This is a genomic window from Arenibacter algicola (assembly GCF_000733925.1).
GTDB lineage: Bacteria > Bacteroidota > Bacteroidia > Flavobacteriales > Flavobacteriaceae > Arenibacter > Arenibacter algicola.
Genome location: NZ_JPOO01000003.1, coordinates 932,893 through 956,086, shown reverse-complemented (window position 1 = coordinate 956,086; position 23,194 = coordinate 932,893). Strand labels below are relative to the sequence as shown.

20 protein-coding genes and 1 other RNA gene are annotated in these 23,194 nt (G+C 38.8%); 9 read left to right on the top strand and 12 right to left on the bottom strand.

The window, feature by feature from the left end:
* Positions 1 to 30: 30 nt before the first annotated feature.
* The 5 genes from U735_RS0114370 to U735_RS0114350 all read right to left on the bottom strand — a co-directional run bounded on the left by U735_RS0114370 (position 31) and on the right by U735_RS0114350 (position 4,559).
* Positions 31 to 555: an LptM family lipoprotein gene (locus U735_RS0114370; protein ID WP_157365026.1), complete on the bottom strand. Its 525-nt coding sequence runs from the start codon at positions 553 to 555 to the stop codon at positions 31 to 33.
* A gap of 141 nt (positions 556 to 696) precedes the next feature.
* Complete coding sequence (locus U735_RS0114365) at positions 697 to 1,428, bottom strand: LytR/AlgR family response regulator transcription factor (RefSeq protein WP_031444489.1); 732 nt, start codon at positions 1,426 to 1,428, stop codon at positions 697 to 699.
* 147 nt (positions 1,429 to 1,575) lie between these two features.
* Positions 1,576 to 3,036, bottom strand: coding sequence for a hypothetical protein (locus tag U735_RS0114360; protein ID WP_232233267.1), 1,461 nt, complete (start codon positions 3,034 to 3,036; stop codon positions 1,576 to 1,578).
* An 81-nt stretch (positions 3,037 to 3,117) separates the two neighbouring features.
* Positions 3,118 to 3,516, bottom strand: a complete 399-nt coding sequence (locus U735_RS0114355; protein WP_031444487.1) for an acyl-CoA thioesterase — start codon at positions 3,514 to 3,516, stop codon at positions 3,118 to 3,120.
* 2 nt (positions 3,517 to 3,518) lie between these two features.
* Positions 3,519 to 4,559 (bottom strand): glutaminyl-peptide cyclotransferase, encoded by a 1,041-nt coding sequence (locus tag U735_RS0114350; protein ID WP_031444486.1) that lies wholly within the window; start codon positions 4,557 to 4,559, stop codon positions 3,519 to 3,521.
* A gap of 203 nt (positions 4,560 to 4,762) precedes the next feature.
* Between U735_RS0114350 and ffs the strand changes: the two genes are divergently transcribed.
* The 3 genes from ffs (at position 4,763) to fsa (ending at position 6,515) form a co-directional block, all read left to right on the top strand.
* An RNA gene (ffs, locus tag U735_RS25340) (signal recognition particle sRNA small type) lies at positions 4,763 to 4,861 on the top strand.
* 118 nt (positions 4,862 to 4,979) lie between these two features.
* The gene (locus U735_RS0114340) at positions 4,980 to 5,789 is read left to right on the top strand and encodes an SDR family oxidoreductase (RefSeq protein ID WP_031444485.1); all 810 of its coding nucleotides are present in this window, start codon (positions 4,980 to 4,982) and stop codon (positions 5,787 to 5,789) included.
* Positions 5,790 to 5,861: 72 nt separating this feature from the next.
* Positions 5,862 to 6,515, top strand: a complete 654-nt coding sequence (gene fsa, locus U735_RS0114335) for a fructose-6-phosphate aldolase (protein ID WP_031444484.1) — start codon at positions 5,862 to 5,864, stop codon at positions 6,513 to 6,515.
* 173 nt (positions 6,516 to 6,688) lie between these two features.
* On the opposite strand, the gene U735_RS0114330 is transcribed toward fsa, so the two are convergent.
* The gene (locus tag U735_RS0114330) at positions 6,689 to 8,080 is read right to left on the bottom strand and encodes a hypothetical protein (RefSeq protein WP_031444483.1); all 1,392 of its coding nucleotides are present in this window, start codon (positions 8,078 to 8,080) and stop codon (positions 6,689 to 6,691) included.
* 173 nt (positions 8,081 to 8,253) lie between these two features.
* Here U735_RS0114330 and U735_RS0114325 point away from each other — a divergent pair, with 173 nt between their 5' ends.
* Both U735_RS0114325 and U735_RS0114320 read left to right on the top strand, forming a co-directional pair.
* On the top strand, positions 8,254 to 9,882 hold the full coding sequence (locus U735_RS0114325) for an ABC-F family ATP-binding cassette domain-containing protein (RefSeq protein WP_031444482.1): 1,629 nt from the start codon (positions 8,254 to 8,256) through the stop codon (positions 9,880 to 9,882).
* A 26-nt stretch (positions 9,883 to 9,908) separates the two neighbouring features.
* Entirely contained in the window at positions 9,909 to 11,036 is a 1,128-nt protein-coding gene (locus U735_RS0114320) for a hypothetical protein (protein ID WP_069859174.1), read from the top strand.
* A 25-nt stretch (positions 11,037 to 11,061) separates the two neighbouring features.
* Here the strand turns inward: U735_RS0114320 and U735_RS0114315 are convergent, their stop codons facing one another.
* Positions 11,062 to 11,781 carry a hypothetical protein gene (locus U735_RS0114315; RefSeq protein WP_031444480.1) on the bottom strand — a complete coding sequence of 240 codons (720 nt, stop codon included), beginning with the start codon at positions 11,779 to 11,781 and terminating at the stop codon, positions 11,062 to 11,064.
* Positions 11,782 to 12,030: 249 nt separating this feature from the next.
* Between U735_RS0114315 and U735_RS0114310 the strand changes: the two genes are divergently transcribed.
* Entirely contained in the window at positions 12,031 to 12,597 is a 567-nt protein-coding gene (locus U735_RS0114310; protein WP_031444479.1) for a fasciclin domain-containing protein, read from the top strand.
* Here U735_RS0114310 and pheT read toward each other — a convergent pair.
* Positions 12,589 to 15,015, bottom strand: a complete 2,427-nt coding sequence (gene pheT, locus U735_RS0114305) for a phenylalanine--tRNA ligase subunit beta (RefSeq protein WP_031444478.1) — start codon at positions 15,013 to 15,015, stop codon at positions 12,589 to 12,591. The genes U735_RS0114310 and pheT overlap by 9 nt on opposite strands.
* A 212-nt stretch (positions 15,016 to 15,227) precedes the next feature.
* On the opposite strand from pheT, the gene U735_RS0114300 reads away from it, so the two are divergent.
* The gene (locus tag U735_RS0114300) at positions 15,228 to 16,451 is read left to right on the top strand and encodes a peroxiredoxin family protein (protein ID WP_031444477.1); all 1,224 of its coding nucleotides are present in this window, start codon (positions 15,228 to 15,230) and stop codon (positions 16,449 to 16,451) included.
* A gap of 167 nt (positions 16,452 to 16,618) precedes the next feature.
* On the opposite strand, the gene leuB is transcribed toward U735_RS0114300, so the two are convergent.
* Both leuB and U735_RS0114290 read right to left on the bottom strand, forming a co-directional pair.
* Complete coding sequence (gene leuB, locus U735_RS0114295; protein ID WP_031444476.1) at positions 16,619 to 17,737, bottom strand: 3-isopropylmalate dehydrogenase; 1,119 nt, start codon at positions 17,735 to 17,737, stop codon at positions 16,619 to 16,621.
* Position 17,738: 1 nt separating this feature from the next.
* The gene (locus tag U735_RS0114290; RefSeq protein ID WP_083260688.1) at positions 17,739 to 18,911 is read right to left on the bottom strand and encodes a 2-isopropylmalate synthase; all 1,173 of its coding nucleotides are present in this window, start codon (positions 18,909 to 18,911) and stop codon (positions 17,739 to 17,741) included.
* A 147-nt stretch (positions 18,912 to 19,058) separates the two neighbouring features.
* On the opposite strand from U735_RS0114290, the gene U735_RS0114285 reads away from it, so the two are divergent.
* Together U735_RS0114285 and U735_RS0114280 are read left to right on the top strand one after the other, a co-directional pair.
* Positions 19,059 to 20,603: a hypothetical protein gene (locus U735_RS0114285; protein WP_031444474.1), complete on the top strand. Its 1,545-nt coding sequence runs from the start codon at positions 19,059 to 19,061 to the stop codon at positions 20,601 to 20,603.
* Positions 20,604 to 20,612: 9 nt separating this feature from the next.
* Entirely contained in the window at positions 20,613 to 21,473 is an 861-nt protein-coding gene (locus U735_RS0114280; RefSeq protein WP_031444473.1) for a DMT family transporter, read from the top strand.
* A gap of 12 nt (positions 21,474 to 21,485) precedes the next feature.
* Here U735_RS0114280 and U735_RS0114275 read toward each other — a convergent pair whose 3' ends face one another.
* Entirely contained in the window at positions 21,486 to 22,184 is a 699-nt protein-coding gene (locus U735_RS0114275) for an RluA family pseudouridine synthase (RefSeq protein WP_031444472.1), read from the bottom strand.
* A gap of 82 nt (positions 22,185 to 22,266) precedes the next feature.
* Complete coding sequence (gene panB / locus U735_RS0114270; protein ID WP_031444471.1) at positions 22,267 to 23,085, bottom strand: 3-methyl-2-oxobutanoate hydroxymethyltransferase; 819 nt, start codon at positions 23,083 to 23,085, stop codon at positions 22,267 to 22,269.
* Positions 23,086 to 23,194 lie beyond the last annotated feature (109 nt).

Here is a 23,194-nt window from a genome sequence, read left to right as displayed (position 1 = left end):
CAATCTGATTGCAATAATTTGTCAGCCAATTTAGGCTATGGCACTGTTGAAAGGTGTTAATTCGGACATAACCGGTGGTGGATCCCTTCTATCCCTTGGAACGCTATCCTTGTCGGTAGCAACTGCATTGTCATTGAACTGGAAGTTGTCCATTGCTGGGGGTGGGTCCCTTCTGTCTCTTGGAACGCTGTCCTTGTCTGTGGCAACGGCGTTGTCATTGTATTGGAAATTGTCCATTGCTGGGGGTGGGTCCCTTCTGTCTCTTGGAACGCTGTCCTTGTCTGTGGCAACGGCGTTGTCATTGTATTGGAAATTGTCCATTGCTGGGGGTGGGTCCCTTCTGTCTCTTGGAACGCTGTCCTTGTCTGTGGCTACGGCGTTGTCATTGTATTGGAAATTGTCCATTGCTGGGGGTGGGTCCCTTCTGTCTCTTGGAACGCTGTCCTTGTCTGTGGCTACGGCGTTGTCTTGAGTTGGGAACTCACCTTTGGATCCCATTGCAAATAAGCCGATACTTAGTAGTAATACGGCAAAAATAGATAGTAATCTTTTCATTTTTAGTGGTTTTCGAGGGTTAATGAGGTTTATTTCTAAAGCTAAATTAACAATGAAGGGGCACTAAAAATATATGTAGGAATTATCTTTAGTGTATGTGGGAGTTCTATTAGTAAGTGTATGGTTTTTGTGAGAATTTGTCTAGTTAAGAGTAGAAATGGTATTTTTGGCCAAGACCTTTTTTAAGTTGTCAATGTTGTTTTTGTAGGATTTGGAAAAGGGTAATTGTAGTTTGTCATGCTTTAAAGTGCATAGTCCTTTCCCGTAGTTGATCCTAGAAACGAAGTCGATATTGATGATATAACTCTGATGAACCCTTACAAAATTCGTCGGTAAATTGTTCTCAAAAGTCTTTAACGTTTTAAAAGCACTTATAGTACTTCCGTCTTTCATAAAAAAGTCGGTGGCATTGTTATCGGCTTGTAAATACATGATTTCCTGAGTATTTATGTAGCGATAATCTTTATAGGATTGAAGTAAAAGTGTTTTGGGCTCCTGCTCTTTCGGTGTTTTTAATTTTAACCTTAGGAGGGTCTTTCTAATGTCGAATTCGTTATAAGGCAATAACCAGTAGTCGAAAAAATGACATTTTAAGGCTTCAAAGGCAAATTGCTTGCTTTTGGAAATTCCTATAAAAATGGGAATTTCTTTTAAGTATTGATGCATTTCCATTATCATATGAAAATACTCATGGGCCTTATCATTTAAATGGATGAATACCACATCAGGAGATTTTTTAAGTATACCATTTAGACCATCTATACTGTTAGTGGCTACACCTGAACAATAGAATTCACTGTATTCTTCCATATAGTGTTGAAGCTGTAAATTGGATTGGGCATCAGAGTCCAAAATGGTATAGGTATATTCCATAATTTCAGATGATTTTAATGCAAATTAGTAATACTTAAAGGCATAGGTGTGTATTTCAACCTTAGAAAAACTAGGGTTTTCGTTTTATTGGCTAAATATATACTATTTGAAAGATTTTTCTTTCTGACTATGAAGAATATTATTACTTTATTCAGTAAAAATTACTTCATATGCACCTAGGCTTGGGTTTTTGGTTCTGTCCGCCCCTAAAATATCTAAGGGAACCAACCCTGCTGTGGCCAGATTTCCTGCTCCAAAAGCACTCGAATTTTCCCTGATAATAAAATCATTCTGTATGGGAGATGTAAATTCAGGATCTAAATTTAGTAATATATTGTCATAATGGGCGGTATTCTCAAAATTGTACAGTTCATTTTCGGACTTATTCTTAAATTTTAAGAGACAGTTTTCAAAGTAAAAATTAAAAGCAGAATTCTCCTCTTTAACAAGGTTCAATTCTTTTGGGTTGCTTCCATAGATAATACAATTTTTAAAGTCTGCCCTTTTCAGGTCGTTTAAACTACCCCCGCTCAATGTAGCATTGTCCAAAAGCAGTGCTGCGCCGGAGCGGAACCCATATTTCCAATAATTGGCTATGGTTGTATGTATAAAGCTGTAATCTCCTCCCTGGTTGCAATATAGGGAGATGTTCCCTGCAGCTCCCAAAACTAAATTTTCACTCCTTATAACCGCCGTCTTTGCCCATAGGTTAACATTTTCACTATTGTAGATTTGGGAATTCTTTAGGGATAAAGTGGTTTCTACTAGGTTGTTGTCTCCTTGGACTAAAATGCCCACTGTGGCATTTTTAATAGTGAGGTATTCTATTTTGTTATTTATGCTGCCTTTGGAAATCCAGATGGATCCCCATTGTCCCGGGATGTCGGAATAGTTGGACTCCAGTCGATCTCCTTCAAAAATAACTTCGTTTTCCAGTAAACTCCTGTCTTCACTTAATTCACCCTTAATATGGAGGGAGGCATTTTCTTTTACCAATATCCCTGAGTCTTTGTGGAAATGTACTCTTGTGCCCGCTTCTATATTTAGGGTTTTGCCTTCTGGCACGGCGGCGTAACCGTATATAACATAGGGTCTGTCTTTGGTGAAATTGAGTTGATCTGGCCCCAGTTGGAAACCTTCCACTTTAATTTCTTCCCCAGATTCCTTAATGTCAAGAACAATCGTCTCGCGTTCACCGTTCAAGGATCGTGCTGGGTATAAAAATATGGCATCCTTGACCAAGGTAACCAATTGTACTTCTTGCAAATGGTTTTCCTTGTCGAATTGAATGGCATCGGTGTTCAAAAATTCTTTGGCTTCGGTATTGCCAATATCGGCAGTGGTTTCCACAAATATGTACAGACTATCCTGGGCGTACAAAGGGGTGTCACTAAAAAGTTGACCAGCTACACCGTCCACATTTAAACGATACTTGCTGTTGTCCCCGTTTTTAAGCTGAATTGTTGGGATGCTGATATCGGTGGAGCTGCGGTTATACACTTTTAAGGTATAGGTACTACTGCCAATGTTGCTGAAAATAGTATCCAAGAAAACAGTATCCTTGGAGAATTCCAAAGAGCCGTTACTTTTTTTATAATCGAAGTCCATCCTACAGGAGGAAAATACTAGCAGTAGAACTAGGGCAGAAAAAATACAAAAAGTCTTGTGCACGGATTTTATATTGAATATTTAGGTTTGGGTAAGAAAGATACTTTCTATTTCCGGGGAAATCCTCATTGGTTTAAAGGTTTCGGAGTTTAACAAACACCACTCGGTCTTGGATTTGACAAGCAATTGATTATTTTCTTTATTGTACATTTCTACAATCCTAACGCTTACGGGGCCTTTGGTCTTATCGATATACGTTTTCATTAAAATAACATCGTCCAATTTTGCTGCACTTTTGTAGGTAATATGATGCGTTAAAACTACCCATACCGTATTGTCTATCAAATCTTTAGGGGCTTTGGTCTGCCAATGTTCCTTGGCAATATCTTGCATCCATTGAACATATCGTACATTGTTGACGTGATTTAGGTCATCCAGGTCATCTTCTACAACCTTTATGGTTTTTTCAAAAATTCCCATAGTTATTTTTTAAGGATGTTTACCTCAAATAATTTGTCCCAGTTTTTTCCGGTAACGAAGAAGGTCTTTCTTTCTGGATGAAAGGCTACTCCGTTTAGGACGTCCAGATTCTGATGTTGCGTAACTTTCTCCTTTAAGCCGCCAAAATTTATAACGCCTTCTATGGCACCACTTTTGGCATCAATAATCATCATACTTTCCTTTTGATAGACATTGGCGTATATTTTTCCATCTACATATTCAAGTTCATTGGCCTTGTTGAATATGGAGGTATTGGTTACCGTTTCAAAATGGCCCTCCTCGGCCATGGTTTCAGGATTTAAATACCATATTTTCTCGGTGCCGTCACTCTTGAATATTTTGTTTCCGTCGTTGCACAAGCCCCAACCTTCCTTGCTTTGGTTGTATTTAAAGCTATCTATTTTCTTAAAATCTTTTAGGTCGTATATAAACCCAACTCCACTTTGCCAAGTGAGTTGATAAATTTTATTGTTTAAAATAGTGATGCCCTCTCCAAAATAGGTATTGTCCAAGTCTATTTTTTTTAAAATTTCCCCAGTTTTAAAATCTACTTGCCTCAAGGAGGATTTCCCCTTTTTACCAGTGCTTTCGTAAAGTGTATCCTTATGAAATTCCAATCCTTGGGTATAGGCGTCCATATCATGGGGATAAACGTTTAGAATTTCGTAGGTATAGATCTCGGGGGCGTGTTCTGCCAATAATTTAATTCCTTTGGACACTTCAACTGTTTCGCCTTCGAAGCTTATGTTCGCGGTCAAGGTTTTGGCCCCAAGTTCCAATTGATCAAGAGTAATTTTATCATTGTTCAGAGTAATTTCCTTATTGTCCAGTGTATAGGTAATCTTATCAATCTCTTTATTCTTAAAATTTTTGACAGAGATGCCCACTGCCTGATTTTTTTGAAATTCGGTTTGGTTTCCTTCCAGCTGAATTTCGAAAAGCTTGGAGGGGTTGGAGGTACCATCACAGGCCAAAAAGAACAGGGGAATTATGAAGAATAGGTTTAATTTAAAGGCGTTCATTTTTTAATATGGGTATAATTATAATATAATTTTAGTGGGTAAAGTGCCTGAGCTGAACATTTATTTTGCTTGAATTTAATATAGTTGTCTTAAAATCAACCCGCTATCCAGAAATAAAATTGGCGACTTTTTAAGGCAAGATATTTAATAAAATTAAGACCTGAAAACGATTGTAAAAAAATTAAAAGATTGTATATTTGCATCGGCAAGTCCTACACGACCAGCTCCTGTAGAATCCCCCAGGGTGGGAACGCAGCAAGGGTATATGGTTGTAGCGGTGCGATGTAGGTAGCTTGCCATTTTTTGTACCCTAAAGTGAGATGTTTATCCTGCTTTTTTGAGCCATTTGGCATAGATATCATTGTTATATCCGTTTCTATTCCTGTTTTATTCGTTAATTTGCAGCCTTAATTTTAATTAATGGAGCATAGGGTTGTACTGGTTACCGGAGGTTCTTCGGGAATTGGAAAATCGATCGGGATATATTTAAAATCACAGGGTTTTAAAGTTTACGGAACAACAAGGAAGGTTGCCAATCATCCCAATTTTACCGATTTTGAACTTTTGGAATTGGATGTAAGAAATCCGGAAAGTATAGGAAACGCTATTTCTGAGCTAATGGCAAAGGAAGGTAGGTTGGATGTTCTTGTAAACAATGCCGGTATTGGAATTACAGGTCCTATAGAGGAAACACCACACGCTGAAATTTTAAAGGCATTCGATACCAATTTTAACGGACCGTTACACATGTCGAAGGCTGTTTTGCCACACATGAGGCGTCAGGAAAAGGGTTTGATCATCAATATTACATCTATTGCGGGTTATATGGGTTTACCGTATAGGGGATTGTATTCTGCCAGTAAAGGAGCCTTGGAACTGGTTACGGAGGCCCTGAGAATGGAGGTCAAAGGATTTGGAGTGAACATTACCAATTTGGCCCCTGGAGATTTTGCTACCAATATAGCCTCTGGCCGTTACCACGCCCCAATTTTGGAGGACTCGCCCTACAAAGAATCTTATGGCAGTACCTTGAAAATGATGAACGAGCATGTGGATAGTGGTAAAGATCCCATATTAGTGGCCCATATGGTTTTTAAAATAATAAATACAAAAAACCCTAAAGTGCATTATAAGGTAGGGGAGTTTATGCAAAAGTTCTCATTGTTTCTAAAAAAAATATTACCGGACAAAGTATATGAGAAACTCTTGATGAACCATTATAAATTGTAATTTTGCCAGACAAAAGGTAGGCATGCAAAAAAGGCTATATCTTTCAAATTAATAATTTAAAAAGCAATTAACATGAAGTTCTTTATTGACACCGCTAATTTAGCACAGATAAAAGAAGCCCAGGAATTAGGAGTATTGGACGGGGTAACCACAAATCCTTCCCTAATGGCCAAAGAAGGCATTACCGGAAGAAACAATATTTTAAAGCACTATGTGGATATCTGTAATATTGTAGATGGTGATGTATCCGCCGAGGTGATTTCCACCGATTTTAAAGGTATGATCAAGGAGGGTGAGGAATTGGCAGAATTGCATGAGCAAATCGTAGTTAAAGTTCCTATGATAAAGGACGGTATAAAAGCTATAAAATATTTCACTGATAAGGGAATAAGAACCAACTGTACCTTGGTATTTTCCTGTGGACAGGCTTTGTTGGCTGCTAAGGCTGGTGCTGCTTATGTTTCTCCCTTTATAGGTAGATTGGACGATATTTCAACCGATGGTCTAAACTTGATATCTGAGATTAGGCACATATATGATAATTATGAGTTTGAAACCCAAATATTGGCTGCTTCGGTAAGGCACACTATGCATGTGATTGACTGCGCCAAAATTGGAGCGGATGTTATGACCGGACCTTTGTCAGCGATTGAAGGTCTTTTAAAACACCCTTTAACGGATAGTGGTCTGGCCAAGTTTTTGGAAGACTATCAGAAAGGCAACTAGTTTTGCAATACTTCTAAATATTACAAAGCCTCTTACGCTCATTGAGCAAAAGAGGCTTTGTTGTTTTTGATAATGATTTTTTTTGGTGTACCTATAAAAGGTAAAAGATTGTTGAATTATTGATCGGGATGTTCTTAAAGCTCGAGACGTGAAGTTTTTTCTAGCTAAAAAACCTATTGAAAGCTAGTATAAAGATCAGCAAATGCATCTACAATAAGTCCGTCTTTGGTGATAATACCTTTATTGAGACCACCTATCACCAGGGCATTTTTCAAATTTTCAAAATCATCGGTACGGAACTGTTTTTCCATATCCAATTGATTACTACTTAATAAGGATTGCCACCTTAGTGCGTCCGTATTACAATTTATTCCAATAAAAGTAAATTCCGGCTTGTTTTCCGATAGTTGTGCTACCCGCGTAAGTACATTCTCAAAGTTGGATCTCTGGGTCCCTGACCAAAAATAGAATACGGCATTTTTCTCTTTTTCAGCAATTTCCTGTAGGGTAACCAAAGTTCCATTAGTGTTGATAACTGAAATATTGGGCATTTTATTACTGGGCTGTAAATTGTTTACGCCTTGGTAAATAGCTTCTATTTCGGCGCTGTGCCTATTGTTTCCTGAAAGTCTGTGAAAGTCATCAATAAAAATCCTATTGTTTTCGTCGGTATCATGAACATTAATAAGATAGTCCATGGCAACATTTCTAAATAAATTATCCCTTAAGTCCTTTTCGGTAACCAGGCTATCTATCAATTTTAACTTGTGCTGGTTAAAATGTAATTTGTTCTTAACTATTTCATAGTGGGCGTCCTTACATTTTGTATAACAACCCATATAGGTTAGATTGTTAAAATGCGTCTTCATGAAATTGTAGTAGTACCTATGATAGGATAAGTTTTCGTTGTTGTAGTCCACCAACTTTCTGTAGTCGTAAAAATTGTTGGGAAGTGCAGGTATGGTATCTCTTCCTGTCTTCCTTCTGTTCCAAAACGGATATTTTTCCTTATAAATGTAATAATTGTAATCTATACTGGCCTTGGCCATGTCCGCCGCTTTTGGAGATAGGGTTACTTCGGTTACAATCTCGTTAAGGGCATTTACTTTTATTTCTTTTAAAGAATCCAATTTATGGGAGAAGTCCTTTGGATCAAGTTCCGAATAGGAATAAACTAATGCCGGCTCAGATTCCGTGCTTAAGAAGAACTCCACAAGGAAATTATTTATTTCTTCACCTCTTCCTGAAAATATCAACGATTCGTCAAAATCCTCAGTATTCAGGCGGATCATTAAACTGTCTCCTTTTTCTAGATATACGTACTGTAATTCCGGGCTATGGTCAAAATGGTACAAACCTTCCACAACAGTATCCAATTGGATACTGAATCTATTTTCACCATCAAGCTTGGCGGAATCTATGATAATATCATCCTTAAATAGAACAACATATTCGCTTGTGGGATTTACGATTTCACCAGCAAAGAATGCACCAGGGGATTTTTTTTCTATCGAACCGCAACCAACTAGTGCAATAAGAAAAGAATATAGTAAAGGTTTATTCATATGAGAATAGCTACTTTATAGTGAACAAATCTAATAAACTCAACAGATACAGGCTGTTAATTGTGAGTTAAATCTATTGGCTCTTAGTTAAAATGACACCTAAAGGCGTTGTAATATAGTTGCTTGAACGGGTTTATTTTTGTTATTTTTGCACAAATTTTAAAATATTACATATGCTGTCAGTATCAAATTTATCTGTGCAATTCGGGAAAAGGGTTCTTTTTGATGAAGTAAACGTATCCTTTACACAAGGTAATTGTTATGGTGTTATTGGTGCCAATGGAGCTGGGAAGTCCACATTTCTAAAAATTCTTTCGGGGCAAATAGACCCCACATCCGGCCATGTTCATTTGGAACCAGGGAAAAGGATGTCTATCTTGGAACAGAACCATAATGCTTATGACGAATATACTGTTTTGGAGAGCGTGGTAATGGGTAATAAGCCTTTGTTCAAGATAAAAAAGGAGATAGATGCCCTATATGCCGACTATAGTGATGAGAATGCAGATAGAATAGGGGAGTTGCAGGTGCAATTTGAGGAAATGAACGGTTGGAATGCCGATAGTGATGCTGCAGCCCTATTGTCAAACCTTGGGATTACGGAGGAATTTCATTATACTCTTATGGGCGACTTGGATTCCAAACTAAAGGTTAGGGTTTTATTGGCACAGGCATTGTTTGGCAATCCGGATGTGTTGATAATGGATGAGCCTACCAACGACTTGGATTATGAAACCATTAATTGGTTGGAGAACTTCCTTGCTGATTATGAGAATACCGTTATTGTAGTATCGCACGATAGACACTTTTTGGATTCTGTTTGTACCCATATTGGCGATATAGATTTCGGAAAAATGAACCTATACTCCGGGAACTATACTTTTTGGTACGAGAGTAGTCAGTTGGCTGCCAGACAAAGGGCACAGCAGAACAAAAAATCCGAGGAAAAGGCCAAGGAACTGCAAGAGTTTATACAGCGGTTCAGCGCCAACGTGGCAAAGAGCAAACAGGCCACTTCCAGAAAAAAAATGTTGTCCAAATTAAAAATTGAGGATATAAAACCTTCAAGCAGACGTTACCCTGCCATCATTTTTGATAGGGAACGGGAGGCAGGAGATCAGATATTGAACGTTGAAAAGCTTTCCGCTTCAACAGAAGAGGGTGAGGTTTTGTTTCAGGATGTCAATATTAATCTTGCCAAGGGGGATAAAGTGGCAATAATTTCTAGGGATTCTAGGGCCACAACGGCATTTTACGAGATTATTAATGGCAATAGAAAGGCGGACAGTGGTTCCTTTCAATGGGGGGTTACTACCAACCAATCCTATTTGCCTGCAGATAATGCCTCCTTCTTTACCGAAGATATCAATTTGGTAGATTGGCTTAGGCAATGGGCAAAAACGGAAGAAGAAAGGGAAGAGGTAAATATCCGGGGCTTTTTGGGAAAAATGTTGTTTAGCGGGGAAGAGGCTTTGAAAAAATGTACGGTTTTATCCGGAGGTGAAAAGGTACGCTGTATGTTGAGCAGAATGATGTTGATGAGGGCCAATGTGGTTATGTTGGACGAGCCTACCAACCATTTGGACCTGGAAAGTATAACCACTTTCAACAATTCCCTGAAGAATTTTAAAGGAACCGTTCTCTTTACGACCCATGACCACGAATTTGCTGAAACTGTGGCGAATAGGGTAATAGAATTGACTCCTAAAGGTAATATTGATAGATATTTGACGTTTGATGATTATATGTCCGATAAGACTATAAAGGAGCAGCGCAACAAAATGTACGCCGTTCCGGTGTAATTTTGTAGGACCCAAATTCTTACTTTATGAAAACCTACCTATTCATATGCATGTTTATTGCATGTCTTGTCATAGGCTGTTCTGAGGAAGGGGTTGGGGATAAAATTGACGAATCTCCAAGCCTGCTGGCCGACTATACCGTTTTGCTTCATAAAGACGGGCTTATGAAAACTGCACTTTTGAATGCAGATACTGAGGGAATTATTGTTGACCCTGAAGCTGGCGTTTTTGAGATGTTGCCCGTTCCGCAACTATTCTATAGGAATGGCTCCAGAATGGGATTTTATATCCCCGAGGAGGACTGCAGTGCCAACTTTACCGTCCACGACTTTAGCGATGGTACAGCGGTCCATTCTAGTGTATTTGCGGAAGATTCAAATTGCGACCGGGATGTAAAATCCCTTGCTTTTTCTGGAAATAAAGCCTTGTTGGCCTATGTAGTTCCCAAAGACAATAAAGAGAACGATTATATTATAAGGATTTTGGATCTGTTAAAAAGCCCTAGCACTTATACAGATGTGTCCCTTGCCAAAGAACCCATACAACTTTTGGTTTCCAACAATAAGGCCTTTATCCTCTGTTTGGATACCGATATCACCAATAAATACGCCCTTGTGGCCATAAATATTGATAGCGGGGCCATTACCCACGAGGTTGGCCTTGGTACCGATGTTTTAAAGATATCACAGGATGGCATGGGCAATATTCTGGTAAGTTATCCCAATTTGCATAGCCTTATTGATGGGAATACAATGATTTTGGGTATTACCACCAATTATCTGTTGGGGAAAGAACCAAAGTTTGGGTATGCCAAATCTGAATATTTTGGGAACCAGGCAATGTATTACCCCATGGAATCGGGATCAAAAAGTTCCTATCCCCATATTGCTGCGGTTTATGATTTTAGGGAAAATATGTCTGTCCTATATATTTATGAAAATTTCCTTAGCCTGGAGGAGAGAAATCTAAAATACGAAATAGAGGATACCACAATGGTTTCCTATGATGCCAAGAATAATTTGATTTTGATAGGGTATAGGAAAAAAGGGGGAAGTGGCAAAGGAGGACTAATGAGGATAAAGCCAATACCGGATCCCAAATTTCTGGATAATGTTGATTTGGACGGCATTCCTGTAGAATTGTTTCAAAATTAAAACATTTCAGTATAAAGAATTGGTCCTAGGTTTTTAGGTATTTGGAGTTCCAGATGGCAGGATTAAAGTTTTTGCCCAAGGCAAAGCCATAAAATATTACTATGGAAGTAAGACATTTAAACATAAAAAAGAAAATTACCCAAAATTGAAAACTGGAACTTTCTTTAGAGAACAATCCGTTAGGGACCAACAAGGTTATTATATAACTAATACCTACTACCAAAGAAATTAGATTTACCAGGCTTTTGAAAGGCCACATCAATATTTTCCTCAAGGGATGCAGATCGCGGCCCCATTTATGTATTAAATAGTAATGGTCATTGCCGATCGGGGCAAATAAAATAGGATCATCCTTGTCTTCCAATTTAAAAAGTTTTGAGGGTGCCAGTATCTTAAATCCCTTTAATTCCAGTTTATGCTCCTTTTCCAGATTTTTTATTTTGGAAATGGCTTCCTGTGGAATTTCTCCTTTAAAATATCGGGAATCCAAAAAACGCAACCTATAGTCCACCGCTATTTTTTTTATATGACGTAGATGGTAAATTTCTGCAGTTTCCAATAGATCACAATCAAAATCATTGGAAATTATTGTGTACTTACTATTAAGGTTGACCTCGATTCTTTTCCTTGCTTCATCCTCTTTGGCCAAAAGCCGATGTACTTCGTCTAAAATTTTATCGGCAGACTTGTCCTTTTGCTTAGTTAGAATAAGTTTTTCCCGAATATTGGTTCTTCTCAATAACATATTATATTCTTTTAGAGCAATTGTTATAAAGTTAAGGAATTAAGGTTTTTGTTTTTGGTCTAAAGCGTTAAAAGTTAGAAATATGTATTAAAACCTGTATTAAAATGGTGTATTCACAACCCATATTTCAATATTGTGATATTTTGAAATTAGTTAATAACTTTTTTTAGAACAATAGACTGAATATTGTATATTGTCGACGAATTTAACCGTTTATCGATTTTTTTAAAATTCCCAAGCCCAGAACCAATGAAAAGCTATGTGTCCGTTTGCGCTCTTTTATTTTTAATCACTTCCCTTGGTTATGGCCAAACGTCGTTCACCGAAAATAGTTTTTTAAAAAAGGAAAATTCCATTATAGAAAGTGCCGCAGATTCTGGTAACCATTATACATTATTGGAAGCTGTAAAGGCGGCAAATTTGGACAAGATATTGAACGAGGATGGTCCGTTTACTGTTTTTGCGCCCTCTGATATGGCTTTTAGAAAACTCTCCAAAGTAAACTTGAAGGAATTATTATTACCTGAAAATAAAAAGGAGCTCTTTTCACTTTTAACCTATCACATTGTTGCTGGCAACATAACGGCCTCCAAAATTTTAAAGGCTTTGTGCAACGGGAATGGAAAAGCTAGTTTTACAACTGTACAGGGTGATAAAATTTTCGCTTCCATGGACGGATTGGATATTGTACTTACGGACAAGGCTGGAAATAGGGCCAAAATAACCAGTGCCGATGCCAATCAATGCAATGGGATTATCCATGAGATAGACAGTGTTATATTGCCCAATGCCCTTTCAGCGACAAATTTACCGTAATTCTGCTCCTAATTCGCTTTCATAACGCTGTAAAAGCTTGTTCATTATCTTATCTATCTGCTTGTCGGTCAAGGTGCCGTTTTCATCTTGCAAGGTGTAGCTTACGGCATAGGACTTTTTGCCTTCGGGCAAATTTTCACCATTGTACACATCAAAAAGGTTTACATTGGTTAAAAATTTCCGTTCGGTCTGAAGTGCGATGTCGTAAATCTGCTTAAAACTTACCTGCTCGTCCACTAAAAGGGCGTAGTCTCTCGTTACTTCGGGATATTTTGGAATCTCTTTATAAATAATTTTGCTGTTCACAATGGCTTCCAAAATATAGTCCCAGTCAAAATCCGCATATAGAACCTCTTCCTTAATATCAAATTCCTTTAAAATGGATTTCTTTACCACTCCAATACTAACCATTGCCTTATTGGCCAATAACAAGGAAATCCCCTCAGATAGAATATCACTGGAAGCAGGTTGGGAAATAAGATGGGTAAGTCCCAATCTATTCAAGAGATTTTCCACAATAGCTTTAAGGTAAAAGAAATCTGCCTTTTTTGGAGGTGTAGTCCAAGTATCTTCCAGTCTGTTCCCGGTCACAAGAATGCTTAGGTGCTTTTTCTCCTCTCTCTGGGTCTGATATTGATGATAGGTCTTTCCAAACTCGAATATTTTGAGGTTGTGCATTTGCCTATTGCTGTTGTGGGCAATGGCCTCTAAACCTGAAAACAACATAGATTGCCTCATTACCGATAGATCGGTACTAAGGGGGTTTAACATACTAATAGTTTGCTCTTCCCTAATATCTTCCGATAATTTATTATAGGCAGGGGAAGTTAAGCTATTGGCCAATATTTCATTAAATCCTTTTGAAGCTAAAAAATTACCTATAATGTTTTGGATCTTATAATCCTCAAATTTGGAAGTAGGGGCAATGGAAGCGTTCAGTTTTTCTTTGAACTCTACATTATTATAGCCAAAAACACGAAGAATTTCTTCAATAACATCTACCTCACGCTGTACATCCACACGGTAAAATGGAATTGATAACCCCAGTCCGGATTCAGTAACATTTTTAACCTTTATATCCAATGATGCCAGAATGGATTTTATGGTGTCCTTAGGTAGTTCCTGGCCTATAAGCTTGTTAATTTTGTCGAAAGTCAAAAACACGTGGTAGTCGTCCTTCTTTTTAGGATAAATATCTACAATGTCCGAAGTAATATCTCCCCCTGCAATTTCGTGGATAAGGAGAGCAGCCCGTTTTAGGCAATATTCAACATTATCTATATCTATCCCCCTTTCAAATCGGAAGGAAGCGTCTGTATTAATACTGTGTCTTTTGGCAGTTTTTCTTACGGATACTGGATTAAAGAAGGCACTTTCCAGGAATATACTACTGGTACTTTCGGTAACCCCGGAATTTTGCCCGCCAAGGACTCCGGCTATACACAGGGGCTTTTCGGTATCGCAGATCATAAGATCATCATCGCTCAATGTGCGCTGAACCCCGTCCAAAGTGGTAAATTTGGTTCCTTTGGGAAGTGTTTTGACCACTATTTTGTTTCCCTTGATCTTTGCAGCATCAAAGGCATGCAAGGGCTGCCCCAATTCGTGCAACACATAATTGGTAGCGTCCACTACATTGTTCTTTGGGGTAATTCCTATAGATCTTAATCTGTTTTTCAACCAGTCCGGTGATGGTTGCACAATTAGATTGCTTATGGTTATTCCACAATATCTTGGAGCCAGTTCGCTTTTGATTACCTCAACATCAATTTTTAATGATCTGTTTACAATATTGAAATTGGTCACAGGGGGGGTAATCAGTTCCTTAAGGATATCCTTTTGCTTAAATCCGGCTTTTAAATCCCTGGCAACTCCAAAGTGGCTCATGGCATCGGCCCTGTTTGGGGTCAACCCAATTTCAAAGACCTCATCCACTTCAACCTCGAAAACTTCGGAACAGGGTGTTCCAACCTTTAAGCTATCAGGGAGTATCATAATTCCGTCGTGGCTTTCGCCCAATCCAAGCTCATCTTCGGCACAGATCATGCCATGGCTTTCCTCTCCACGAATCTTTCCTTTTTTTATGACCCAGGCTTCTCCTTCCCCAGTGTATAGGGTTGTTCCTATGGTGGCCACGGGTACCTTCTGTCCGGCCTCTACGTTGGGTGCGCCACAGACAATTTGTAAAGGAGCTTCAAGACCTATATTTACAGTGGTCAATTTTAATTTATCGGCGTTAGGATGTTTTACACAGGTTAAAACTTCACCAACCACAATTCCTCTCAATCCTCCTTTAACAGATTCAAAAGGAGAAATACCCTCAACCTCTAGGCCCAAGTCAGTTAATAATTCAGCTGTCCTATTGGAATCCCAGTCAATTTTCAAGAACTGCTTCAACCAGTTGTAAGATATTTTCATCGAGTTTTTTTAAAGACCTCAAATATAAAACAATGCTAGAAGACATTCAATACGTATTTGATTGAATGTTTTATTTTTTAATATCCAAAAATTTTTGTTACTTAACTTTATGTTTTTTCCAACATTCTTTTCAATTCACTCGATCATTATGTGAATTTGGCCAAAAATCCCCCCTAAGAGAGGTTCCCTCTCAACTTAATTATAATTTAAAAATGAAGCACATTTTCTTCATATTTTTTCTATTTACACTGTTCAATAGCTGTAAAGATTCTAATGCTATTGTATTGGAAGAAGGCATTTGGTTGGCCCAATTGGAAGTAGGTGACCATCAACTTTTACCTTTCAATTTTAACCTTAAGAACACCGCAAGTGGAGCAAACACAATTGAATTGTACAACGCCGATGAAACTATTTTTATTGACGAAATAAAGGTGATGAAAGATTCTGTGGTCATTAGATTGCCGGTTTTTGAAGGATACTTGGCAGGAAAATTTACGGACAAAGAGATAAAAGGAAAATTTATTAAAGAAAATGAAGAAAGGGTTTTGCCCTTTAAGGCGGTCCATGGGATAGAGGAACGCTTTAAGAGCAGTGGTATACCCAATACCAATATTTCTGGTGACTGGGAGGTGGAGTTCAAACCTGGAAATGGGGAAAGCTATATGGCCAAGGGAACCTTCAGGCAGGTAGATGACAAGGTTTCCGGAACCTTTAGGACCGCCACAGGAGATTACCGTTTTTTGGAAGGGATCAATAGTGTGGACTCTGTAAAGTTCTCCACTTTTGATGGCGCCCGGGCATACTTGTTCAAAGCCAAAACTACAGATAGCTCCATGGTGGGAGTTTTTTACTCCGGAAAGCATTCCAAGGAGTTTTTCGTGGCGAAAAGAAACGAAAACTACGAGTTGCCCAATTCCGAGGCTTTGACGTATTTGAAAAAAGGGTATGATAGGCTAAGCTTTTCGTTCCCTGATTCTGAAGGTGATTTGGTTTCATTGACTGATCCCGTTTTTAAGGATAAGGTAGTGATCGTTCAGATTATGGGGACCTGGTGCCCAAACTGTTTGGATGAAACCAAGTTTTTGGTAGATTATGTAGAAAAACATTCCAATGAAAAAATAGCTGTTATCGCCCTAGCTTTCGAATACGCTAAAACCAAGGAGGCCGCATATAAATCCATTAATAGGCTTAAAAATAGAATAGGGGTTCAATACCCCATTTTGTTGGCTCAATACGGAGGTATAGATAAGGAAATGGCTCAAAAAAAATTACCCATGTTGAATCATGTACTTTCCTTTCCAACAACTATAATTATAGGCAAAAGGGGTGAGGTACAAAAAATATACACTGGTTTCAACGGTCCGGCAACGGGTAGCAATTACGATAGTTTTAAGAAAGACTTTCACAACTTCATACTTCAACTACTTGAGGTATAAAGCAATCAGCATTAAATTAGAGTTTGGCCCAGATATTTATCCTTCCTATTTTAGAAAGAAAAAATCCATAAAAAGAAAATGAACTTTACTCGATAATCGAGATTTAAACCTGCCTTCCGCAAGTAGGTGCTCCAACGCTTGCCCCGAGGTAGTCTACTAAACGGTAATTAGATGATAGTGGATCTTCCCAACCCTATGTTTTCGTAGTTATAATTGAGGTTTTCATCAGAATCTATAATGTTTCCGGCTATAAAATCCCCCACCTGACTGGTGCCGTATTTGCTTGAAGCGTTCAAATCCTTGGTAACCACATGTTTTTTCATGGACTTATCTACCGCTATAACCACGGCTAGCGACTCTTCATGCAATCCGAAATGGCTCAGCATCATGGCAGTAGATAAAATTGAGGCTACGGGATTGGCAATATTTTTTCCCGCTGCCTGGGGGTAGGAACCGTGAAAAGGCTCAAACATGGCATGTTCATTACCAATCGAGGCCGAAGGTAGGAGTCCCTTGGATCCGCAAATGGCACTGCCTTGGTCAGATAAAATGTCGCCGAACATATTATCGGTCAGGATAACATCAAAGTCGTTTGGATCCAACATCATTTTCATGGCAGCGTTGTCCACAAACAAAAAATCTAACTGTACTTCTGGATAGCTCTCCGATATTCTGATGACCACTTTGCGCCATAGCCTAGAGGTCTCCAAGACATTGGCCTTGTCTACCAATGTCAATTTTTTACGTCTATTTTTGGCGGCTTTAAAGGCCAAATGGGCAATTCTACTAATCTCCTTTTCGGAGTATTCACATAGGTCGGAAGCAACTGTTCCGTCCTCACTTAGTTTTTTTTCACCGAAATAGATTCCACCGGTAAGCTCACGATAGATAACGAAATCCGTTCCAAAAATAACGTGCTTTTTTAGAGGTGATTTATTTACCAAGGTTGGAAAAATCTTTACGGGCCTAATATTGGTGAAAAGTTGTAATTCCCTGCGCAACTGAAGTAATCCCTGTTCGGGGCGTACTCTTGCACTTGGGTTTTCATCATATTTCAGGGTACCTATAGTCCCAAAAAGAATAGCATCAGAAGCCTTGCAAAGATCTATGGTCTCCTTTGGTAACGGGGAGCCGTATTTGTCCATTGCTACAGCTCCGATCAACCCTTCTGTATAAGTGAAATGATGGTTGAATGTCTCTTCAACAGCCTGTAAACATTTTACAGACTGGGCCAAGACCTCTGGACCAATGCCATCTCCCCCTAAAAGAGCTATCTTTAGATTCATTTTAAGCTATGCTTTTTATTTTAATGCCACTGGCAACGATGATATCATGTATATCCTCGTCGAAAATTTCTTTCTGCTTATCCGCGAATTTCAAAAACTCCTGGTAAACCACATCCAGTTGGGTCTTGGTAAGTTCGTATCCTACATTTTTAGCCCTGTAGGCCAAGGCCGCCCTACCACTTCTAGCGGTAAGTACAATGGAAGACTCGTTTACCCCAACATCTGCCGGATCTATTATTTCATAGGTCTCCCTATTTTTTATTACTCCGTCCTGATGGATTCCTGAACTATGTGCAAATGCATTGGCACCCACAATGGCTTTGTTGGGTTGAACATATACTCCCATTTTTTGGGATACCATCTGACTGGTGTCGTATAACAATTTACTGTTGATGTTGGTGTCCAAATTTAGGGTAGGATGCTGCCTTAAGATCATTACCACTTCCTCTAGTGCAGTATTTCCGGCCCGTTCACCAATACCGTTAATGGTACATTCTATTTGTCTGGCACCGTTGATTACCCCGGCAATGGAGTTTGCGGTAGCCAATCCCAGGTCGTTATGACAATGACAGGATAAAATAGCCTTGTGAATACCGCTTACGTTTTCCTTTAAATATTTTATTTTGGCCCCATATTCCTCTGGCAAACAGTAACCAGTGGTATCAGGGATATTCAATACGGTGGCTCCTGCCTTAACTACAGCTTCACAGACCCTTGCCAAAAATTCATTATCCGTTCTTCCTGCGTCCTCGGCATAAAATTCTACATCCTCAACAAAGGTTTTGGCATAACTTACCGCCTCTATGGCCCGTTCTATTATAGCATCTTTATTGGAGTTGAACTTGAATTTAATATGGGATTCGGAGGTTCCAATACCTGTATGTATCCTTGGTCTTTTGGCATATTTCAAAGCCTCTGCAGCTACTTCAATGTCTTTCTTAACAGCACGCGTAAGTCCACATACCGTTGCATTCTTTACAATTTTTGAAATCTCCTGCACAGAATTAAAATCTCCTGGGCTCGAAATAGGAAAACCGGCTTCTATAATATCTACCCCTAAAAGATCCAATCTCTCAGCAATAATTAATTTTTGGTCCGTATCCAATTTACATCCGGGGACTTGCTCTCCATCTCTAAGTGTTGTGTCAAAAATATGTACCTTTTCTTTGCTCATTATATTTACGTAATTTTATGTGCGCTATACGAATATAGTACTAGTAGGTTTGCTTGTCCTAATTACAAAATAGCATTTACAACGTTAAATAACTTTTTGAAGTATTTAAAACACTGATTATCAATTATATAAACCTTTATTATTACGATGACAAATGCTCATAAAGATGCATTATTCGTTTTGGTCAAATCACTTTCCAAGTCAGAGAAACGTCAATTTAAATTGTATGTTGGGCGCTTGGGAGTGAATACCGATGCCAAATTTCTTGCCCTTTTTAATTTAATGGATAAAATTAAGGTATATGATGAAAAATTAATACTGGAAAATGGGATAGTAAAGAAGGCCCAGTTGTCCAACCTTAAGGCCCACCTGTACAAGCAGATCTTGGTGAGCCTTAGGTTAAACCCGGTAAATCAAAATATAAGGGTGCAGATCCGGGAGCAATTGGATTTTGCCACAATTCTTTACCAAAAGGGACTGTACAAGCAGAGTCTCAAAATATTGGATAAGGCCAAGGCTACCGCAATTGAAAATGAGGAGAAAAACGTGGCCTATGAAATTGTTGAATTTGAGAAGTTGATAGAGACCCAGTATATAACCCGTAGTATTCCGGACAGGGCAGATGAACTTGCCGTACAGGCCAAACAACTTTCGGCACAAAATGTAATTACCAGTAAATTATCCAATCTGGCACTACAGCTATATGGACAGATGTTAAAAATTGGCTATGTTAGAAGCGATGAGGATATTAAAAGGGTTCAGAAATATTTCGAGAAGCACATGCCAAAGTACAAGATGGAAGACTTGGGCTTTAGGGAAAAACTTTGGCTGTACAAGGCGCATCTTTGGTACAGTTTCCTGACCCAGGATTTTTTGTCCTGTTATAAGTATTCCAGTAAATGGGTAGATCTTTTTTATGATAATAAGGAAATGATCTATTTAAACCCCGTATTCTTTTTAAAGGGAAATCATTATTTGTTGGAATCCTTATTTTATGTAAAATATAGCTCCCAATTCAAGGAAACCTTGGAGAAATTGGAAAAAATTGTGGGAAGCAAGGAATTTCCGGACAATGACAATATAGCGTCCTTGGCCTTTTTATATATCAATTTAAATAAATTAAACCTTCATTTCTTGGAGGGCAATTTTGAAAAGGGCCTATATTTGGTCAAAATAGTAGAATACGGTATCAATAAACATAAGGATAGGATAGACCAGCATCACGTAATGGTATTGTACTATAAGATAGCCTGCCTTTATTTTGGATATGGTGACAACAAAACCTGTATTCAATATTTAAAGAGGATCATTAACAATAAGAACCTAAAAATGCGGGAAGATTTAATGTGCTTTGCCCGAGTGCTAAGTCTTATTGCCCATTACGAGGCAGGTATGGACTATCATTTGGAAGTGCAGCTGAAAAGCACCTATAAGTTCTTATTAAAAATGAACGATCTACATGCCGTACAGAAGGAAATGATCAAATTTTTAAGACGCTTGGGCGATATTTTCCCACACGAATTGCCCAATGAGTTCCAAAAACTGTACGATGAATTAAAGAAATATGAAAACCATCCCTATGAAAAACGTGCTTTCTTATATTTGGATATTATTTCTTGGTTGGAAAGTCATCTACAAAATAAACCCGTAGCACAAATTATTAAAGAGAAGGCCATGTCCGTGACCCGATAAAATATATTCTTGAAAAGTAAAAGCCTTCACATAAACCATTTGCTGGAGATTAATCTGGCCATGATTTTTATTAGTACTTCCGGAGCTCTGGGTAGATATGTACAATTGCCGGTACCTGTTACCATAGCCAGTAGGGCGGGATTGGCATTTTTGTTTCTCTTGCTCTATTGTAAGTGGAAGAAAATATCGTTCCGCATTGCCAAAAAGGATTACCCTATTATTTTTTTAAGTGGTATTTTCATGGGTATTCATTGGTTGACCTATTTTTATGCCCTACAGCTTTCCAATGTGGCCATTGGTATGTTGTCCATGTTTACCTACCCCATTATAACAGCATTATTGGAGCCATTGATCTTAAAAACGCCGTTCCAAAGAATTCATTTTGTTTTGGGACTTTTGGTATTGGGCGGCATTTATTTGCTGGCTCCCGACTTTGAAACCGGCAATACCCATAGCGTGGCCGTGGGTCTTGGTGTTTTTTCGGCACTTGTCTATGCTATCAGGAATATTATACTAAAGTCCAGGGCGGCCCATTACAACGGATCTTTAATGATGACCTACCAAACGGGCATAGTAGGGTTTATATTGGCCCCGGCATTTTTTATTTATAAGGTCGATGCCATTGCCGACCAATGGCCGGCACTGCTAACATTGGCCCTGTTCACTACTGCTATTGGGCATACCCTATTCCTCAATTGTTTTAAGCATTTTAGTATTACTACGGTGAGTATCCTAAGCAGTGTGCAACCGGTATACGGAATATTGATAGGGGTGTTTTTCCTCTCGGAAATTCCTAGTTGGACAACGGTAATGGGCGGAATACTTATTTTAAGTTCTGTAGTTATTGAGAGTGTAAGGTCCTATAAATGATGGCTATAAATATCATAAACAAGCATTCCAAATGCTATCCTCTGGGGGTGGCGCTATAAGTTGCAACAATTCTTTTTTAACGGGATGTATAAAAGAAAGGCTTCTGGCATGCAAGTGTATGCTTCCGTCCTTATTGCTTCGATCCGCCCCGTATTTTAGATCCCCTTTTATAACAGACCCAATAGCCGCCAATTGTGCCCTAATTTGATGGTGCCTCCCTGTTTTCAAATCGATTTCCAATAAAAAATAACGGTCTAGCTGCTTAATTACCTTATAGTCCAAAATGGCTTTTTTGCTATCGGGAACTTCCTTTTTATGGCCGTAGGACTTATTCTGTTTTGGATTTCGTTTCAGCCAATGGGTCAAGGTATCCGATTCCTTCTCAGGCATTTTATTGACTACCGCCCAATAGGTCTTTTGGGCATCTTTTTCAGCAAACAATTTGTTGAGTCTGGGCAGGGCCTTCGAGGTTTTGGCAAAGACCACAATACCTGTAGTTGGCCTATCTAGCCGGTGTGCCACCCCCAAATAAACGTTCCCAGGTTTATTATGTTTGGTTTTTAGATACTGTTTTACAACTTCGCTGAGCGGAGTGTCCCCGGTTTTATCGCCCTGCACTATATCACCCGCCCTTTTGTTGATGGCAATAAGGTGGTTATCCTCGTATAGTACCTGAAGATTCTCAGGGGTGGAAATAATTTTTGTGGACACTTGTAAAGAATTGATTATCTAGTTCATAGCACATGCGCGCAATAAAATGGCGGGCCTTATGCGGGAATAATTTTACTTTTATTTAGTATTGCTCCTCGTCGCTAGGGAAGTCCCTCGTTTTTACGTCGTCTACATACTTGGAAATGGCATTGCCCATTTCCTCAAACAGGTTGAGATACCTGCGCAGGAATCTTGGATTGAATTCCTGGGTTATTCCCAATAGATCGTGAATCACCAACACCTGTCCATCCACACCATTTCCTGCACCAATGCCAATAATGGGGATGGAGACACTTTCTGCTACTTCCTTGGCCAATTTGGCGGGTATTTTTTCAAGAACGATGGCAAAACACCCCATTTTTTCCAAAAGTTTGGCATCTTCAATGAGTTTATGTGCTTCTTCTTCCTCTTTGGCCCTTACGGTATAAGTGCCAAATTTATAAATGGATTGAGGGGTTAGGCCCAAATGTCCCATTACGGGGATGCCTGCATTAAGAATTCTTTTTACAGATTCCTTTATTTCCTGCCCACCTTCAACCTTTACGGCATGGGCTCCACTTTCTTTCATGATCCTGATGGCAGAGCGCAGCGCCTCCTTGGGGTCGCTTTGATAACTTCCAAATGGTATATCCACTACTACCAGAGCACGGTTTACCGCCCGTATAACCGAAGAGGCATGATAGATCATTTGATCCAAGGTAATGGGTAGGGTGGTTTCATGTCCGGCCATAACATTACTGGCAGAATCTCCTACCAATATTACATCCACATTGGCGGCATCGACAATTTTTGCCATGGAATAATCATAAGCCGTCAACATCGATATTTTCTCTCCGTTTTTTTTCATATCAACGAGAGATTTTACTGTTACTCTTTTGTATTCTTTTTTGGCAGTGGACATCTAGATTGTATTTGGTGGGATAAAAGTAATGATTTGTTCCAAAAATTGTGAATCTAGCAATAGTTAGTTCCAATTTTTTTTATTTTTTGATTTTTTTTATGTGACGTTC

Coding starts and splice junctions, on each gene's coding strand:
- U735_RS0114370 (WP_157365026.1), bottom strand. CDS start 555: ATGAAAAGATTACTATCTATTTTTGCCGTATTACTACTAAGTATCGGC.
- U735_RS0114365 (WP_031444489.1), bottom strand. CDS start 1,428: ATGGAATATACCTATACCATTTTGGACTCTGATGCCCAATCCAATTTA.
- U735_RS0114360 (WP_232233267.1), bottom strand. CDS start 3,036: ATGGACTTCGATTATAAAAAAAGTAACGGCTCTTTGGAATTCTCCAAG.
- U735_RS0114355 (WP_031444487.1), bottom strand. CDS start 3,516: ATGGGAATTTTTGAAAAAACCATAAAGGTTGTAGAAGATGACCTGGAT.
- U735_RS0114350 (WP_031444486.1), bottom strand. CDS start 4,559: ATGAACGCCTTTAAATTAAACCTATTCTTCATAATTCCCCTGTTCTTT.
- U735_RS0114340 (WP_031444485.1), top strand. CDS start 4,980: ATGGAGCATAGGGTTGTACTGGTTACCGGAGGTTCTTCGGGAATTGGA.
- fsa (WP_031444484.1), top strand. CDS start 5,862: ATGAAGTTCTTTATTGACACCGCTAATTTAGCACAGATAAAAGAAGCC.
- U735_RS0114330 (WP_031444483.1), bottom strand. CDS start 8,080: ATGAATAAACCTTTACTATATTCTTTTCTTATTGCACTAGTTGGTTGC.
- U735_RS0114325 (WP_031444482.1), top strand. CDS start 8,254: ATGCTGTCAGTATCAAATTTATCTGTGCAATTCGGGAAAAGGGTTCTT.
- U735_RS0114320 (WP_069859174.1), top strand. CDS start 9,909: ATGAAAACCTACCTATTCATATGCATGTTTATTGCATGTCTTGTCATA.
- U735_RS0114315 (WP_031444480.1), bottom strand. CDS start 11,781: ATGTTATTGAGAAGAACCAATATTCGGGAAAAACTTATTCTAACTAAG.
- U735_RS0114310 (WP_031444479.1), top strand. CDS start 12,031: ATGAAAAGCTATGTGTCCGTTTGCGCTCTTTTATTTTTAATCACTTCC.
- pheT (WP_031444478.1), bottom strand. CDS start 15,015: ATGAAAATATCTTACAACTGGTTGAAGCAGTTCTTGAAAATTGACTGG.
- U735_RS0114300 (WP_031444477.1), top strand. CDS start 15,228: ATGAAGCACATTTTCTTCATATTTTTTCTATTTACACTGTTCAATAGC.
- leuB (WP_031444476.1), bottom strand. CDS start 17,737: ATGAATCTAAAGATAGCTCTTTTAGGGGGAGATGGCATTGGTCCAGAG.
- U735_RS0114290 (WP_083260688.1), bottom strand. CDS start 18,911: ATGAGCAAAGAAAAGGTACATATTTTTGACACAACACTTAGAGATGGA.
- U735_RS0114285 (WP_031444474.1), top strand. CDS start 19,059: ATGACAAATGCTCATAAAGATGCATTATTCGTTTTGGTCAAATCACTT.
- panB (WP_031444471.1), bottom strand. CDS start 23,085: ATGTCCACTGCCAAAAAAGAATACAAAAGAGTAACAGTAAAATCTCTC.